Origin of the sequence: Achromobacter kerstersii (genome assembly GCF_902859595.1) — a bacterium.
GTDB classification, from domain to species: domain Bacteria; phylum Pseudomonadota; class Gammaproteobacteria; order Burkholderiales; family Burkholderiaceae_B; genus Achromobacter; species Achromobacter kerstersii.
This window is the reverse complement of record NZ_CADIJQ010000015.1, coordinates 41,758-58,234: the sequence shown is the minus strand read 5'-3', so window position 1 is coordinate 58,234 and position 16,477 is coordinate 41,758. Positions and strand designations below refer to the sequence as shown.

At 64.1% G+C, this 16,477-nt stretch carries 17 protein-coding genes; 11 read left to right on the top strand and 6 right to left on the bottom strand.

The genetic code is table 11. The features are described 5' to 3' along the window. Positions 1–105 precede the first annotated feature (105 nt). Positions 106–1,821: a ShlB/FhaC/HecB family hemolysin secretion/activation protein gene (locus tag HV765_RS29075; RefSeq protein WP_175171741.1), complete on the bottom strand. Its 1,716-nt coding sequence runs from the start codon at positions 1,819–1,821 to the stop codon at positions 106–108. A gap of 377 nt (positions 1,822–2,198) precedes the next feature. On the opposite strand from HV765_RS29075, the gene rimO reads away from it, so the two are divergent. Next, complete coding sequence (gene rimO, locus HV765_RS29070; RefSeq protein ID WP_054420633.1) at positions 2,199–3,515, top strand: 30S ribosomal protein S12 methylthiotransferase RimO; 1,317 nt, start codon at positions 2,199–2,201, stop codon at positions 3,513–3,515. 121 nt (positions 3,516–3,636) lie between these two features. Here the strand turns inward: rimO and HV765_RS29065 are convergent, their stop codons facing one another. Beyond that, positions 3,637–4,185, bottom strand: coding sequence for a ferritin-like domain-containing protein (locus tag HV765_RS29065; RefSeq protein ID WP_054420634.1), 549 nt, complete (start codon positions 4,183–4,185; stop codon positions 3,637–3,639). A 234-nt stretch (positions 4,186–4,419) separates the two neighbouring features. Between HV765_RS29065 and HV765_RS29060 the strand changes: the two genes are divergently transcribed. Genes HV765_RS29060 through HV765_RS29040 form a run of 5 tightly spaced genes read left to right on the top strand, consistent with a single transcriptional unit; the run spans position 4,420 to position 7,453 of the window. Beyond that, positions 4,420–5,010 carry an LOG family protein gene (locus tag HV765_RS29060; RefSeq protein ID WP_054420635.1) on the top strand — a complete coding sequence of 197 codons (591 nt, stop codon included), beginning with the start codon at positions 4,420–4,422 and terminating at the stop codon, positions 5,008–5,010. 34 nt (positions 5,011–5,044) lie between these two features. Beyond that, positions 5,045–5,611: a hypothetical protein gene (locus tag HV765_RS29055; protein ID WP_175171740.1), complete on the top strand. Its 567-nt coding sequence runs from the start codon at positions 5,045–5,047 to the stop codon at positions 5,609–5,611. 33 nt (positions 5,612–5,644) lie between these two features. Continuing rightward, positions 5,645–6,271, top strand: coding sequence for an HAD hydrolase-like protein (locus tag HV765_RS29050; protein WP_054420637.1), 627 nt, complete (start codon positions 5,645–5,647; stop codon positions 6,269–6,271). 14 nt (positions 6,272–6,285) lie between these two features. Next, positions 6,286–6,912: a pyridoxamine 5'-phosphate oxidase family protein gene (locus HV765_RS29045; RefSeq protein ID WP_175171739.1), complete on the top strand. Its 627-nt coding sequence runs from the start codon at positions 6,286–6,288 to the stop codon at positions 6,910–6,912. Positions 6,913–6,934: 22 nt separating this feature from the next. Next, positions 6,935–7,453 (top strand): class IV adenylate cyclase, encoded by a 519-nt coding sequence (locus HV765_RS29040; protein ID WP_175171738.1) that lies wholly within the window; start codon positions 6,935–6,937, stop codon positions 7,451–7,453. A 57-nt stretch (positions 7,454–7,510) separates the two neighbouring features. Here HV765_RS29040 and fmt read toward each other — a convergent pair whose 3' ends face one another. After that, positions 7,511–8,452, bottom strand: coding sequence for a methionyl-tRNA formyltransferase (gene fmt / locus HV765_RS29035; RefSeq protein ID WP_175171737.1), 942 nt, complete (start codon positions 8,450–8,452; stop codon positions 7,511–7,513). A gap of 59 nt (positions 8,453–8,511) precedes the next feature. Further along, complete coding sequence (gene def, locus HV765_RS29030; RefSeq protein WP_175171736.1) at positions 8,512–9,024, bottom strand: peptide deformylase; 513 nt, start codon at positions 9,022–9,024, stop codon at positions 8,512–8,514. A gap of 250 nt (positions 9,025–9,274) precedes the next feature. Between def and dprA the strand changes: the two genes are divergently transcribed. From dprA to HV765_RS29015, 3 genes are all read left to right on the top strand, one after another. Next, positions 9,275–10,387 carry a DNA-processing protein DprA gene (gene dprA / locus HV765_RS29025; protein ID WP_175171735.1) on the top strand — a complete coding sequence of 371 codons (1,113 nt, stop codon included), beginning with the start codon at positions 9,275–9,277 and terminating at the stop codon, positions 10,385–10,387. A 134-nt stretch (positions 10,388–10,521) separates the two neighbouring features. Then, positions 10,522–11,430 (top strand): hydroxymethylglutaryl-CoA lyase, encoded by a 909-nt coding sequence (locus HV765_RS29020; protein WP_054420643.1) that lies wholly within the window; start codon positions 10,522–10,524, stop codon positions 11,428–11,430. A gap of 9 nt (positions 11,431–11,439) precedes the next feature. Further along, complete coding sequence (locus HV765_RS29015; protein WP_175171734.1) at positions 11,440–11,913, top strand: hypothetical protein; 474 nt, start codon at positions 11,440–11,442, stop codon at positions 11,911–11,913. Between the two features lie 47 nt (positions 11,914–11,960). On the opposite strand, the gene HV765_RS29010 is transcribed toward HV765_RS29015, so the two are convergent. Next, positions 11,961–12,977, bottom strand: a complete 1,017-nt coding sequence (locus HV765_RS29010) for an amino acid ABC transporter substrate-binding protein (RefSeq protein ID WP_054420645.1) — start codon at positions 12,975–12,977, stop codon at positions 11,961–11,963. Positions 12,978–13,085: 108 nt separating this feature from the next. Further along, complete coding sequence (locus tag HV765_RS29005; RefSeq protein WP_054420646.1) at positions 13,086–14,327, bottom strand: aminotransferase-like domain-containing protein; 1,242 nt, start codon at positions 14,325–14,327, stop codon at positions 13,086–13,088. 191 nt (positions 14,328–14,518) lie between these two features. On the opposite strand from HV765_RS29005, the gene HV765_RS29000 reads away from it, so the two are divergent. Both HV765_RS29000 and HV765_RS28995 read left to right on the top strand, forming a co-directional pair. After that, positions 14,519–15,238, top strand: coding sequence for a YggS family pyridoxal phosphate-dependent enzyme (locus HV765_RS29000; RefSeq protein ID WP_054420647.1), 720 nt, complete (start codon positions 14,519–14,521; stop codon positions 15,236–15,238). A gap of 173 nt (positions 15,239–15,411) precedes the next feature. Next, complete coding sequence (locus tag HV765_RS28995; RefSeq protein WP_175171733.1) at positions 15,412–16,380, top strand: Bug family tripartite tricarboxylate transporter substrate binding protein; 969 nt, start codon at positions 15,412–15,414, stop codon at positions 16,378–16,380. Positions 16,381–16,477 lie beyond the last annotated feature (97 nt).

The window sequence follows — 16,477 nt, the reverse complement described above, 5'->3', positions numbered from 1 at the left end:
GTAACGTAAGGGTCGACATCGGCGTAAGCCGTCGCGCCCCGGGCACAAGCCCCGGGCGATGTCGACCAGATCAATCAGGAAAGCCGGCGGCACAAGGCCGCGGCATCAGAACTCGAACATCAAGGCGGCGGCGAAAACGGTAGAGGCGGTCTTTAACGACTCAGGTTTTTTCAACGGCCAACCGGCAGACAGGTCGTAGCTGGCTTGAACGTACGGAACCGATAAGCGCCCGCGCAGTCCGGTGACCGCTCCTGCCAACGTGCGCCCCGATAACCATTGCGCCGATTCGCCGCCCACGCGCCCCACGTCCACGCCCGCATACAGTTGATGGCCGGGCGCTCCCAGCATGTTGTCCAGCCCCAGCGACAAGTCGTTGCGCAGCGTCCAGCCGTCTTCGGCCGCCAAGGTCATCTGTCCGTCGAAACCACGCACCGCATAGCGGTTGCCGATGGTGAAATAGTCCGAGGGCACCACGGGCGTCTTGGCATGCTGGATTTGCCAGTTCACGTGGTAGGCCCAGGGTTGGTCCGCCATCTGGAACGGCAGGTACAGGCCGGCATTGGCGGCAACGATGGTGCTGCGGCCGTTCCAGTCGGGCTTGCCGTAGACGTAGCCGGGCTGGTCGGACAAGCCGGTCAGCGTGCCGCGCACGCCTGCGCCCATGTCCAGCACCGCGCGGCCCAGATAGTGGCGGTGCGCAACGTTCAAGTCGTAGCCCGTGACGTCGCGCCGTTGAACATCGATGGGCTCATCGTTCAACGTGCTGCCAACGCGTTTGCGCAGCAGGGCCAACGTCGCCGTGCCCTTGTAATCAGCGCCGCGATAAGGCACCAGCGACACGCCCGCTTGCACCTGCTTGGTCGTGCCCCCGTAGACGATGGGCTCATCGAAGCCGGCCACGGCTTGGCGATAGGTGGATTTGCTGGCGCTGGCGAACACGGCCCAGTAGCCAAACGGAATGTTGTAGTGGATGGACGCCGCCCGCGTGTTTGAATCTGCGTCGCGCCAGCGCGCGTTGCTGTTCCACGCGACGGACAACTGGTCGTACAGGAACAAAGGGGAATCCAGGGTCAGCCCGGCGTTGACCTGATACTTGCCGATGGCATCCAGCCCGCCGTTGTCGCCGCCCACATAGCCATGCCAGCGTTTGCCGGTGCCTGGGCGCAGGATGATGTCGGAGTCGCCCAGTTCCGGGCCCGGAGCGACATCGATGGCGGCGTCGGACTGGCCGCGAAGCCGGCGAATGTTCTCCAACGCCTGGTCCAGATCGCGCTGATTCAAATTGCCGCCGGGGCCAGTCGGCATCGCGGTGCGCCACCAGCCGATGGCGCCTTCGTCTTGCACGCCGGAAATGCGGCCCGGCAAGTAGCGCAAGGTCAGCACCCCTGCGGCCAGGGACTGTTCAGGCACGACCACCCTCGCGGTGACTTGCCCGCCTTGAATCAGCAAACCATTCAGATGGTCTTGCAAGCGGCGCAAGCCTTGCCCGCCGACGCAGTGGCCGACGATGACGCCGCTTGCGGCCTCAGCCATGGCCGTGGGTGGCGCGGCTTGCTCCCAGGACAGATCGCGAATCACGAAGCAAGGCGTCTCAACGGGCAGCTCCAGCCCGGCTGCGCCGGTATCGCCGCCCGAGGACATGACGTCCGGACGCTCGGCCGCGCGGGCGCGCTGGGCGTCCAGCTCTTGCTCTTGTCTGCGTTCAACCTCCACGGGTCGCAGCACCGCTTCCGGCGGAGTCTGCGCGATGGGCTCGGTGGGAAAAGCGCCCGCCGCGATCAAAATACTTGCGGCGACACGCCGGCACCAATGGGAATTCATAACGGTTCGGCGCCGCAGCGAGCCGCGGGCGCCATCTATCTCGATGAAACTAAATGTGGATGTAGTTTGCGATACAAGATAGCCAATAACCACAAGAAATCGCCGCAATGGGTCAAAATCTGATTTTTACTAATATTTGAACGACGTTTTAATGCTATTGGGCGACGTTGATGGATTTTAGTAATTTTCAGATTTTCACTTTTCCGTCCCTGCCAGGGAACGGCGCCGCAGCGCCTGGGACACATTGCGCCCGGTCCCATGCAAGTAACCCTTTGATTTTCGGCGGTTTCCCCTAAAATAACGGCCCCCGCTCTGCCCGCGCTAAAATTGCGCAGCTTTTGATCATTGGCGCCGGCTCGCGCCCACCGAGGTATTCCATGTCTTCCCCCAAAGTCGGCTTCGTCAGCCTGGGCTGTCCTAAAGCCCTGGTCGACTCCGAACGCATCCTGACCCAACTGCGCACCGAAGGGTACGAAGTCACGCCCGAGTACAACGACGCGGACGTCGTCGTCGTCAACACCTGTGGATTCATCGACAGCGCCAAGGCGGAGTCGCTGGAAGCCATTGGCGAAGCGCTGGCCGAAAACGGCAAGGTGATCGTCACCGGCTGTATGGGCGTTGAGGAATCGGTGATTCGCAAGGTGCACCCCAGCGTGCTCGCGGTGACTGGCCCTCAGCAATATGAAGAGGTGGTGCGTGCCGTGCATGAGGCCGCGCCGCCCAAGCAGGACCACAACCCCTATCTGGATCTGGTGCCGCCGCAAGGCGTGAAGCTCACGCCGCGCCACTACGCGTATCTGAAGATCTCGGAAGGCTGTAATCACCGTTGCAGCTTCTGCATTATTCCGTCGATGCGCGGCGACCTCGTCAGCCGTCCGGTGGGCGATGTCTTGAGCGAAGCCGAGCGCCTGGTCAAAGCCGGCGTGAAGGAAATGCTGGTGATCTCGCAAGACACCAGCGCCTACGGCGTGGATGTGAAGTACCGCAGCGGGTTCTGGAACGGCCGCCCGGTCAAGACGCGCATGACCGAGCTCTGTCTGGCCTTGTCCGAAATGGGCATCTGGACGCGCCTGCACTACGTGTACCCGTATCCGCATGTGGACGAAGTGATTCCGCTGATGGCGGAAGGCAAGATCCTGCCGTACCTGGACATTCCCTTCCAGCACGCCAGCCCGCGCATCCTGAAGGCCATGAAGCGCCCGGCGTTTGAAGACAAGACGCTGGCGCGCATCAAGCGCTGGCGCGAGATCTGCCCCGACCTGACCATTCGTTCGACCTTCATCGTGGGTTTTCCCGGCGAAACCGAGGAAGACTTCCAGTACCTGCTCGACTGGATGCAGGAAGCGCAGCTGGACCGCGTGGGCTGTTTCCAGTATTCGCCGGTGGAAGGCGCGCCCGCGAATCTGCTGGACAACCCCGTGCCGGACGACGTGAAGCAAGACCGCTGGGAACGCTTCATGGAATTGCAGCAAGGCATCTCGACCGCGCGCCTGGCCCGCAAGGTCGGCCGCGAGATCGATGTGCTGATTGATGAGGTCGACGAAGACGGCGCCGTGGGCCGCAGCAGCGCCGACGCGCCCGAGATCGACGGCTGTGTCTACGTCAGTTCGGACAAGCCCTTGAAGGCGGGCGACATGGTGCGCGTGCGCGTCACGGATTCCGACGAATACGACCTGTGGGGCGACGTGATCTGATCATGGCGGGCAAGGCGAAAAGCGAAAAACGCCTTCACCCCAAAACAAAACCCGGCCTCGCAAGGCCGGGGTTTTTTACGTCTGCGCGGTCGCGCATCCGTCTTCCTATTGCTGCTTTCGCTTACGTCTTGGCCAGAAAGTCCGACATATCGTCGGCATGTTCCTCTTCCACCGCCAGGATTTCTTCCAGCATGCGGCGCGTGGTGGAGTCCTGTTCGCCGATGTATTCGATCATCTGGCGATAGCTGTCGATGGCGATGCGCTCAGCGATCAGGTTTTCCTTGATCATGTCTTCCAGCGTATTGCCTTCGACATACTCGGAGTGACTGCGGTCAAGAATGCCCTTGGGCGACAGGTTCGGTTCGCCGCCCAGCTGCACGATGCGTTCGGCCAGTTGGTCCGCGTGCTGCTGTTCCTGCGCCGCGTGTTCGGCGAATTCCGCGGCCACCGGTTCGGCGTTCAATCCACGGGCCATGAAGTAGTGGCGCTTGTAGCGCAGCACACAGACGATCTCGGTGGCCAGCGCCTCGTTCAGCAGTTTCAACACGGTCTGCCGGTCTGCACGGTAGCTGTCCGTGACGGCGCCAGATTCAATATCCTGACGCGCCTTGGCGCGTATCGCCTTCACGTCCATGTCGAAGGGGCGGGGGTTTCGGGTTGCTTGTTCCATATCGTTAGCTCCTCTAGGTTAGTGAAAGCACGACGACGCTGGATATCCAGTCGTACCGAATGATTGAGTCTACCGATCATGGCGGATCTTGCTGTGTCCAAACATTGCTCCCGCCCCCGTTTTGCGCCACCCCCAAGGGGCGAAAACCCCTCGGTCAAACCTTGCGTAAACTATCGGCTTCCCGAAAAGCCGGTGACGCAATCTGTAACTGGCCCGGCAATCTGCAACCCTTTTATGACTCTGAAGAACATCTGCGTGTATTGCGGCTCGAATCCGGGCACGCGCCCCGACTACATCGAGCAAGCCCGCGTACTGGCCCGCGAACTGGTCAAACGGGATCTGGGCCTGGTGTACGGCGGATCGGTCGTCGGCATCATGGGCGTGATCGCCAATGAAGTGCTGGCGGGCGGCGGCCGCGTGATTGGCGTGATTCCCGAGTTGCTGCAAAAGAAGGAACAGGCGCATCGCGGCCTGACCGAGCTGCACCTGGTGCAGAACATGCACGAACGCAAGGCCATGATGATCGACAAGGCCGACGGCTTCATCGCTCTGCCCGGCGGCGCCGGCACGCTTGAGGAATTCTTCGAAGTCTGGACCTGGGCGCAATTGAACATGCATCAAAAGCCCTGCGGCTTGCTGAACATTGCGGGGTACTACGATGCGCTGGTCCAGTTTGTGGATCATGCCGTCGACGAAGCCTTCATCCGTCCGCAGCATCGCGACATGCTGGTGGTGGAAGAAGACCCGGCCGTGCTGCTTGACCGCTACGCCATTTACGAGCCGCCCAATGTCTCGAAATGGTTCGATCCCATCAAGGCCGCCTGACACCCATATCAAGACCATGACGGAAACCCACGTAATGTCCTCTGATTCGTTGTCCCCTTCCAGCACCGAATCTGTGCTGCGCGACTACTTTCACGCGAAGGACGAAAACCGCCCGCACTTCATGATGCGTGCGTTCGCCCCCGACGCCGTGCTGAAAATGGCGCTGCGCACGCAGGCCATTGCCTTCCCGCCCGAATCGCATGGCGCAGCCGCAATTGCCGACACGCTGGTGCGCAAATTCGGCCAAACCTACGAGAACGTGTACACGTTCTACCTGTCGCGCCCCGAGTCCGGCGAGCGGCTGCCAGATTACCAATGCGACTGGATCGTCGGCATGACGGAAAAGGCCACCGGCAACGTGCGCGTGGGCTGTGGCCGCTATGACTGGAAATTCCAGCCCGAACCGTATCGCGCGACCGACCTGACCATCACCATCGAAACCATGGTGACGCTGCCGCCCGGCGACATGCCCGCCGTCTTTGGCTGGCTGCTGGGCCTGGACTACCCGTGGACCAACGCTGCCCGCGTCGTGGCCAGCGCGCCGCCGCTGGAAGGCCTGGCGCCGGTCGTCCATTATCTGCTTCACCCCAACGGCTTGTAGGCCTTGCCGCCAGCCGGCTATCGGATTGATTACTTGAAATACGACCTTGCTGCTTTTGATTTCGACGGAACCCTGGCGGACACCATGCCCTGGTTCAATTCCATCCTCAACACGGTGGCTGACAAGTATGGTTTTCGCAAAATCGACTTGTCGGAACGCGACCAGCTGCGCCACCGCGAAGCCTCCGAGATCCTGAAGTATCTGGGCATCCCGCTGTGGAAGCTGCCGTCGATCATGACGCACGTGCGCACGCTGATGCAGGACATCGACCCCAGCGTGCACCTGTTCGACGGCATTCCTGCCGCGCTCGCGCAGTTGAAGGCCAGCGGCATGCGGCTGGCGGTGGTGAGCTCGAACTCCATCGAAAATGTGCAGCGCGTGCTGGGCGCGGAAACGGCCGCGCTGTTTGACGACTATGAATGCGGCACCGACCTGTTCGGCAAGGCCGCCAAGATCGACCGCCTGATGCGCCGCCACACCATCGCGCCGGAACGTTTCTTGCTGGTAGGCGACGAGATGCGCGACATCGACGCCGCCCGCAAGGCCGGCGTGCGTGTCGGTTCCGTCGCTTGGGGCTATAACCACATGGACGCGCTGCGTGAACGCGGCCCGGACGAACAATTCCTTGCTGTCGACGACCTTTCCGCCATCCTGGCCTGAACCGGAACCTTGCCATGCACACTGATCCCGCGCTCCTCATCACTGACGCCGCCGCCCTCCAGGCGCTCTACGGCGCCCCCGGCGAAGCCTCGCTGAAGAAAGAAGTGGATCACGTGCACCCGCACTATCGCGCCTTCATCGAGGCCGCGCCGTTTGCCGTGCTGGCAACGTCAGGCCCCGGCGGATTGGATGCGTCACCCCGCGGCGACCCCGCAGGCTTCGTGGTGGTCGAAGACGAAAAGACGTTGCTGCTGCCCGACCGCCGCGGCAACAACCGCGTCGACAGCCTGCAAAACGTGCTGGCCGATCCGCGTGTGGCGTTGTTGTTTCTGATACCCGGCGTGGGCGAGACCCTGCGCGTGAACGGCACGGCCCGCATCAGCGTTGACCCGGCCTTGCTGGCGCGTTTTGAAATGGATGGCAAGCTACCGCGTTCCGTGCTGATCGTGGATGTGCAAACTGTGTACTTCCAGTGTTCGCGCGCGCTGCTGCGTTCGCGGCTGTGGGACGCATCCACCCAAGTGCCGCGCAGCGCTTTGCCCAGCGTCGGCCGCGTGCTGTCGGACCTGACGGCCGGCACGTTTGATGGCGTGACTTACGACCGCGACTTGCCCGCCCGCGTGGCCAGCACGCTGTACTGATCGCAACGTAGAGGTGTCGCTCATGGCCCGCAATGTGGAAATCAAGGCCCAGGTGGATAGCCTGGACGCCATCGAACCCTTGGCTGCCGCCTTGTCCGGCCAGGAACCGGTTGCCATCGCGCAAGACGACACCTTCTTCGCCTGCACCCACGGCCGGCTGAAACTGCGCGCGTTTGCGGATGGCACGGGCGAGCTTATCTTCTATCAGCGCGCCGACGACAAGGGGCCGAAAGAAAGCTTCTACGTGATCTCGCCCACCGACTCGCCCGACACCTTGCGCGAAGCGCTGACGCTGGCTTACGGCGCAATCGGCCGCGTGAAGAAGCAGCGCGTCGTGTTCATGGCCGGACGCACGCGCATCCACCTGGACCGCGTCGAGGGCCTGGGAGAATTCCTGGAATTGGAAGTGGTGCTGCGCGACGGCGAAAGCGCCAGCGATGGCATGGAAGAAGCCCGCACCTTGATGGAGGGGCTGGGGGTGTCGGCGAAGCAACTGCTGTCGGGCGCCTACCTGGACTTGCTGGCCAGCCGCCAGCCGTAAGACACGCTGGCAGCGTCGGGGTCCGTCAGAGCGGTCCGCGCTGCCAGACGTCAGCGTTCAGCCCGGCTGCCAGCCGCGCACGAACACATCCACCGGCTGGCGCTTGCCACCGGCTTTCTGCAACTCCAGCAAGCGCAACACGCCGCTGCCCGTGGCGATATCGATGCCTGATGCGTCGGCACGCAACACGCTGCCGGGTTCGCCGGTGGCGTCAGACGCAACCACCTGCGCGCGCCACACCTTCACCGGGTCGGCCAGGCCGGGCAAACGAATGCTGGCGCCCGGCACGGGGTTGAAGGCGCGCACGCGGCGCTCCAGCAATTCGGCCGGTTGCGTGCAGTCCAGCGCGGCTTCGGCCTTGTCCAGCTTGGCCGCGTACGTCACGCCGTCTTCGGGTTGCTTCACTGGCGTCAAACCGCCCTGGGCCAAGGCGTTCAGGGCTTGCACAATGGCTTCGCCACCGGCCAGGGCCAGCGCGTCGTGCAGTTGCGCAGCGTTGGTGTCAGCGTTGATGGGTACCACGCGTTCCAGCAGCATGTCGCCCGTGTCCAGGCCTTGATCCATCTGCATGATGGTCACACCCGTCTGCGCATCGCCCGCTTCAATGGCGCGCTGGATGGGCGCCGCGCCGCGCCAGCGCGGCAACAAGCTGGCGTGGATGTTCAGGCAACCCAGGCGCGGCAGGTCCAGCACCCATTGCGGCAGGATCAGGCCATAGGCCGCCACCACCATAACGTCCGGCGCAATCTGCTCCAACAACGCGCGAGCCTCGGCGGCCTCGTCGGGATAGCGGCCGTCCAGACGCAGGCTGCGTGGCTGGGCGACGGGAATGCCGGCGTCCAAAGCCGCCTGTTTGACCGGGCTGGGCGTCAGCTTCAAGCCACGGCCAGCGGGCCGGTCGGGCTGAGTCATGACGAGCGGAATCTCGTGACCTGCGGCCCGCAAAGCGTCGAAAGCGATACGGGCGAATTCCGGCGTGCCGGCAAAAACTAGGCGCATGGGGTGTCGGACCAAAGAGTGGAAAATCGGGAAGCAACCCGCGGGAAGCAACCCGGGAATCAGTCGCGCAGCGCTTCGCGCTCGGCCTTCTTCAGCTTGGTCTTGATGCGGTTCTGCTTCAGGTTGGACAGGTATTCGACGAAGACCTTGCCTTCCAGGTGATCCAGTTCGTGCTGCACGCACACGGCCAGCAGGCCGTCGGCTTCGAACTCGAAGGGCTTGCCGTCGATGTCCAGCGCCTTGCAGCGAATACGCGAGGCGCGTTCGACCTCGTCGTAGATGCCCGGCACCGACAGACAGCCTTCTTCGTAGATCTTGTAGTCGTCGCTGTGCCAGGTGATCTCGGGGTTGATCAGCGTCAGCAGATCGTTGCTGTCTTCGGACACGTCGATCACGACCACGCGCTCATGCACGTCGACCTGGGTTGCGGCCAGGCCCACGCCGGGCGCGTCGTACATGGTCTCGGCCATGTCGCGCACCAGTTGGCGGATGCGGTCGTCGACTTCGGCTACCGGCTTGGCCTTTTTGTGCAAGCGCGGGTCCGGGTAGCGAAGGATAGGAAGTAAAGCCATTGAAGGGGAATCGCCAAAATAAGGTTTGGGTAAGAGTTTAATTCATTAGAGTCTTGATTTCTAATAGTTTTCGGCTAAGTCAGGCATTGCGCCGTTGATGTCGACACGGTTGTGTCCCTGCTTTTCAGACGCGTTTACAACGACGCTGCGGTGACGGTTTTGTCCCGGCCTGGCCCGCACCCCGCTGCCCCCGCATGCGACACTGCCAGACCCTTAACGCCTGACTCGCCTTACCCCGCCGTCCCTGCTCATGCCGCTTACGCATTCTTCCGACGAACTGTCCGCCTGGTTGCGCTTATCGCTCGAGCCCAACATCGGCTCTGCCAGCGCCTGTACGCTGTTGAGCGCGCTGGGCCTGCCCGAGCAGATTTACGCGCAACGCGCCACGGCGCTCTCCCGCCACATTCCGGAAGCGCTGGCGCGGCAACTGGCCGCCCCGATGCCGGCCGAGATGGCGGCGCTGGTGGAGAGCGCGCTGGAATGGGTCAGCGGCCCCGGCCGCCACATCGTGACGTTGGCTGACCCGACCTATCCGCAAAGCCTGCTGACCATCGCCGACCCGCCCATCCTGCTGTATGTGGCGGGCGACCCGGCGTTTCTGCAAGGCCCGTCGCTGGCGGTGGTGGGCGCCCGCAACGCCACGCCCGGCGGCCAGGAAAACGCCCGCGCCTTCGCCCGCCATCTGGCCGCACACGGCTGGCGGGTCATCAGCGGCTTGGCGCTGGGTATTGACGCCGCCGCGCACGAAGGCGCGCTGGACGCCGGCCGCGATGGCGCGGGCACGGTCGCCGTCATGGGTACCGGCATTGACCGCATCTACCCCGCGCGCCATCGCGACCTGGCGCACCGCATCGCGGCGCACGGCGCGCTGGTCTCTGAATTTCCATTGGGCACGGGCGCGCTGCCGCCCCACTTCCCCAAGCGCAACCGCATCGTGGCGGGTTTGGCGCGCGGCGTGCTGGTGGTCGAAGCCGCCAAGCAAAGCGGCTCGCTCATCACGGCCCGGCTGGCCGGCGAAAGCGGGCGCGAGGTGTTCGCCATCCCCGGCTCCATTCATTCGCCGCTGTCGCGCGGCTGCCATGCGCTGATCCGCCAGGGCGCCAAGCTTGTCGAAACCGCTGCGGACATTACCGACGAACTGGGTGGCGGCCCCACCCCTGCCGTGCGCCGGACGCGCGAGGCCGAGGCCGCGTTACCGGATCATCCCGTGCTGGACGCCCTGGGCTACGACCCGCTGCACCTGGACGCCATCCAGGCGCGCACGGGGCTGGATATCGGCGACTTGCAGGCGCAACTGGTCGAACTCGAATTGCAGGGCCGCATCGCCCGCCTGGACGACGGCCGATACCAGCGTCTGAAGTAGGGACTTTTTGCGCCGGCATCCAACCGAAGCCTCCGTCCGATGGACCAAGCAGCCCGTCATGCGATGGCGCTACTATTGCCGATAGCGCCGCCGCGTTGCCCGCGGCGCCATCCAATACCGAACCAGGAAGAGACATGGCTTTGCCCTCCCGCGTGAAGATCGTCGAGGTGTCGCCTCGCGACGGTCTGCAGAATGAAAAGGAATTCGTGCCCACCGACATCAAGGTGGAACTGATCAACCGGCTGTCCGCCGCGGGCTTCCCCAACGTGGAAGCCGCGTCGTTCGTGTCACCCAAGTGGGTGCCGCAAATGGCCGACGGCGCCGACGTGATGGCGCGCATCGAGCGCCGCCCGGGCACGATCTACTCGGTACTGACGCCCAACATGAAGGGGTTTGAAGGCGCGCTGGCCGCAGGCGCTGACGAAATCGTGATCTTCGGCGCCGCCAGCGAAGCGTTTTCGCAAAAGAACATCAACTGCTCCATCGCCGAATCCATCGCCCGCTTCGAACCCGTGGTGCAAGCCGCGCGCGAAGCCGGCATGCGCGTGCGCGGCAGCATCAGCTGCGCGCTGGGCTGTCCCTACCAAGGCGAAGTCCCCGTTGAAGCCGTGGTCGATGTGGCGCAGCGCTATCTGGCCATGCAGGTTGATGAGATCGACGTTGCCGACACCATCGGCGTCGGCACCCCGCAGCGCGTGCGCGACGTCATGACGGCGGTGACGCGCGTGGTGAACCCCGCTCACGTGTCCGGCCACTTCCATGACACCTACGGCCAGGCGCTGGCCAACATCCTGGCCGCGCTGGAAACGGGTATTTCGATTTTCCACACCTCGGTCGCGGGTCTGGGCGGTTGCCCCTACGCCAAGGGCGCCACGGGCAACGTCGCCACCGAAGACGTGCTGTACATGCTGCGTGGGCTGGACATCGACACGGGCGTGGACTTTGACGCCGTGGTCGATATCGGCCAATGGATGTCAGCGCATCTGAACCGCAAGGGTTCCAGCCGCGCGGGCAACGCCATCGCCGCCAAACGCGCCGCGTAAACGGGCCGCATGACGACGCCTGCCCCTGCCCCGTCCACCGAAGACCGCGCGGCGCTGCTGCGCGAGATCGGCCCGCTGCCGCTGTCGGGCCAGGCTTGGCCCGACTGGGTGCGCATCCTGGCCTGGGTGATTCTGGCCGTGCTGGGCGTGCAGGTCGTCACCACCGCCATCCGCGCGCCCGCGCAGCCGTTCGATACCGTGCTGGCCGTGGTGGTGGTGCTGTGTTTCGTGGGGCTGCTGTTTGTGTCGTGGCACATGCAGACGTCGATCACCACGATCGATGAAAAGGGCCTGCGCCAGACCTGGTTCACGCGCCGCGAAGTGGCATGGGAAGACGTGCGCGCCGCGCGCTTCGTACCGATGCTGTTTTCAAAGCGGCTGGTGATCTTCACGCATCGGGGCAAGCCCGTGATCATTCAAGGCGGCACGCGGGAACTGCGTACCGCGTTTGTGAAGATTGCTGAGTTGTACCGGCGGGGATGATGGATTGCGCGCGGTGGGAGTCCATCGCGCACAACCCATCCTGGCCATCAACGAATCGGCAACGCGTACATCAAACCGCCTTGGGTCCACTGCGCATTCAATCCGCGCTTGATCTTCAGCGGGCTGCCCTCGCCCACATTGCGGTCAAAGCTTTCGCCGTAGTTGCCCACCTGCTTGACGATGTTGTAGGCCCACTTTTCGTCCAGCCCCAGGTTCGCGCCGCTGCCCGGCGTAACCCCCAGGATGCGCTTGATGTTGGGGTTAGCGCTTTTCAGTTGCTCGTCCACGTTCTTGGACGTGACGCCGTATTCTTCGGCTTCAATCATTGCCGACAACGACCAGCGCACGATGTTCAGCCACGTATCGTCGCCCTGGCGCACGAAGGGGCCCAGCGGTTCCTTCGAGATGATTTCCGGCAGCACAACGTAATCGTCCGGGTTTTGCAGCTTGGAAATGCGGATCGAGGCCAAGCCCGATGCATCGGTCGAGAACACATCGCAGCGGCCCGCGGCAAAGGCGTTGACCACTTCGTTGAAGGTCTCGATCACGACCGGCTTGTACGTCACGTTGTTGGCGCGCGCCCAGTCGGCCAGCGTGTTCTCGTTGGACGTGCCGGTTTGCAGGCAGATCGTGGCGCCGTTGATGTCCTTGGCGCTTTTCACCCCCAGCGACTTCGGCACCAGGAACCCCTGGCCGTCGTAGAAGTTGATGCCCGCGTGAATGATGCCCAGCGCGGTGTCGCGCTGCTGAGTGACAGTGGTGTTGCGCGTGAGCACGTCCACTTCGCCCGATTGCAGCGCGGTGAAGCGCTGCTGCGAATTCAGCGGCACCACCTTGATCTTGTTGGCGTCACCGAACACCGCCGCCGCAATGGCGCGGCACAGGTCCACATCCAGACCCTGCCACTTACCTTGCGCATCGGGCGCCGAGAAACCGGCGAAGCCCGTGGTCGTGCCGCAAGCCACGGCGCCGCGCTGGCGCACGACGTCTACCGTTGCCGCCTGCGCGCCTTGCGCCGCCGCCATCAAGAGCGCCGCACCCACCAACCCTTTTGCAATGTTCATGACCTGGATTCCTGTTAAGCCGGGCGCGGGGACGCGCCGAGGCGAGAAGCTTATAGACATGAAGCGCCCGCGCCAAATAACCAGCGCTTATTTAGGTATGTCAGGCCGTCAAGCCGCCAGCGAAATCGACACCGGCTCGTTGGCTTGGCAAGCATCCAGCGCGCGGCCCAGGCGCACCATGCCCTGCGCGATTTCGGCTTCGTTCATGGTGGCGAACGACATGCGCATGGCGAAGAGATCCGCCTCTTCCGCGTTGGCGTAGAAGGCCTTGCCCGGCACATAGACCACTTCGTGTTCGATGGCGTAGGGCAAGAGACGCGTGGCGTCGATGTCGCCCGTCAGGCGCGCCCAGAAGAACATGCCGCCTTCGGGCTTGCGGAACGTGACGCGGCCGTTCAGTTCGCGGGCCAGCGCGTCGGCCATGGCGTCGCAGCGCAGGCCGTAAGCGGCGCGGATGCGCGGCACGTGCTCTTCGTAGCGGCCATTAGCCAGGTACTGCGCCACCACTTCTTGAATCCAGGCCGAAGACGCCATGTCATCGGCCGCTTTTGCGCTGACGCAACGGCGGCGGATTTCGGGCGGGGCCACCAGCCAGCCGATGCGCAGCGCGGGCGCCATGGTCTTGGACATGCTGGCCAGGTACACGGCCCAATGGCGGGCTTCGCCTTCGGCCAGCGCCGCAATCGGCGGCACGGCTTCGCCCGCAAAGCGCAGTTCGCTGTAGGGGTCGTCTTCAACGATCAGGAAGCGGTGCTTGACCGCCAGTTCCAGCAAGCGCAGGCGGCGCTGGCGCGTGATGGTCGCGCCGCAGGGGTTCGAGAACGACGCCACCACGCACACCATCTTGGGCTTGATGCGGGCAGCCAATTCATCCAGCGCATCCACATCAATGCCGTCCGGACCCGAAGGCACCGTGTGTACGGTTGCGCCCGTGTAGCGCAGCGCTTGCACGGAGTTCGGGAAGGCGGGCGATTCGATAATGGCGTGGTCACCCGGTTGCAGCATCACGCGGGTCAACAAGGCCAGCGCCTGCTGCGAGCCGCCCGTCACGACCAGTTCGGTATCCGCGTTGCAGTTCAGTCCGCGCGCGGCCGACAAGCGGGCCAATTCGTGGCGCAGGCTGGCCTGGCCGTCGATGTTGGAATACTGCAGGCACGCGCCCAGGCGGGCCATGACTTGCGTCGACGCAATCGACAGGCCCTCGACATCGAACAGCGCTTGCGCGGGATAGCCACCGGCCAGCGAAATCGTGCCCGGACGCATGGCGTAGGGCATGAGCGAGCGGATGGGGGACGCGGGGGGATTCAGGAAAGGCGTGGCAAAGGCGTATTCTGGCGCTGCGCTGGACATGGCGGGGGACTGGAGGAAGATGGACGACCCTGGGGCGGCGCCGGAGGGCTTAGAACATTGAAATATAAACAAATCTCCGCAAATTCTAAGCCTGCCAATTACACAGGGTCAACGACGCACGCGGGCAGTGTGGCGAAACGATCATCCAGAGTCCTACACTATGGGACATCCTGTTCCTGCAAGAGAGCTGCATGACCTCTGTCGACACCATGGCCGGGCGTATCGCCCAGATCCAGCAACGCATTGCCGACGCCTGCGCGCGTGCCGGCCGCGCACCTGACAGCGTGGTCCTGCTGCCCGTCAGCAAGACCTTCGACGTGGACGCCATCCGGGAAGCCATGGCGCTGGGCCTGACGCGCTTTGGCGAAAACAAGACGCAGGAGATCCGGCAGAAGTCTGCCGCGCTGGCCGGCCAGGGCTTGCAATGGGTGCTGATCGGCCACCTGCAAACGAATAAAGCCCGCGATGCCGCCCGCGATGCAACGGAAGTGCAGTCACTGGACCGCGCCGACCTGGCCGAAGCCCTGCACCGCCGGCTCGTTAACGAGGGCCGGACGCTGGACGTGCTGATCCAGGTGAAGACGTCATCCGAACCCAGCAAATTCGGCATGGCGCCCGACGACGTGCCCGCCTTCCTGCGCTTGATTGCCGCGGACTTCCCCACGCTGCACGTGAAAGGCTTGATGACGCTGGCCGTGAACTCGCCTGACCCCGAGGCCGTGCGCGCATGCTTTCGCACGCTGCGCGAGCTGCGCGACCGCCTGCAAGGCGAGCACATCGCGGGCGTTTCGCTGGACCGCTTGTCGATGGGCATGAGCGGCGACTTTGAACTCGCCATTGAGGAAGGCTCGACCGAAGTGCGGATCGGCACGGCAATCTTCGGCGCGCGCACCTATCCCGACCCGCAGTAATCCGCCCGGCCGATGCGGGAAAACAGGGGGCCGCACCGGCCCCTTTTCGCGTCGAAGGCGAGCATAATAGCGGCGCAAAAATGCGGCGCAAAAATAGCCGCGCACCCTGACAACGCACAGCAAGACGCAGCGCACACCGCGTTCGAACTTGACCCCGCACGAGGAGACACTTCATGCATACCCCCGCACGGCGCCTGTTGGCGCTGGCCGCTCTGTCGCTGGCCGCCGCCACGGCTTCCGCCCAATCCTGGCCCACGCAACCGATCCGCTGGATCGTGCCCTACCCGGCCGGCGGCGGCACCGACGTCGTTGCGCGCACCGTCGCCAGCGGCCTGGAAAAGCCGCTGGGCCAGACCATCGTGGTCGAAAACCGCCCCGGCGCCGCCACCATCATCGGCGCCACCGCCATCGCGCAAGCCGACCCCACCGGCTACATGATCGGCACGGCCGACTCCGGCACGCTGGCGTTCAACTCGTCGTTGTACGCCAAGCTGTCTTACGACCCGGCCAAGTTCACCTACATCGGCGGCATCGCCAAGTTCCCGCTGCTGTTGGCCGTGAACGTCAATTCGCCGTACAAGACGGTGGACGACGTGCTGGCGGCCGCCAAGAAGGAACCGGGCAAGCTGACCGCGGCCTCTGCCGGCGCTGGTTCGCCGCACCATCTGGCGCTGGAACTCTTCAAGCAGCGCACGGGCGCCAACCTGCTGCACGTGCCGTACAAGGGCGCCGCCCCCGCCATCCAGGATCTGCTGGGCGGACAAGTGGACGTAATGTTCATCGACCTGGCGTCGGGCCTGCCGAACGTCAAGGCCGGCAAGCTGCGCGTGCTGGCCACCGCCACGCCGGAGCGCGTGTCGGTGCTGCCTGACACCCCGACGATGGCCGAGCAAGGCGTGGCCAATTTCACGGCCTACGCGTGGCAAGGCCTGGTCGGCCCGGCCGGCGTGCCGGAAGCGGTGGTGAAGAAGCTGTCGGCCGACCTGGACGCCACGCTCAAGACCCCGGCCGTGTCGCAGAAGCTGCTGGACATGGGCGTCGTGCCGATGCCGATGTCGGCGCAAGACTTCAAGGCCTACGCCGAACAAGAACGCGCCGCCTGGGCGGACGTGATCAAGAAGGCGAACATCAAGCTGGAGTGATCCGGCAAGACGATAAAAAACCCGCGTTCAGCGATGAACGCGGGTTTTTTTTCGGGGTGATGGCGACAGGCGCGCGACGCCGTCAGATAAGCGCCAG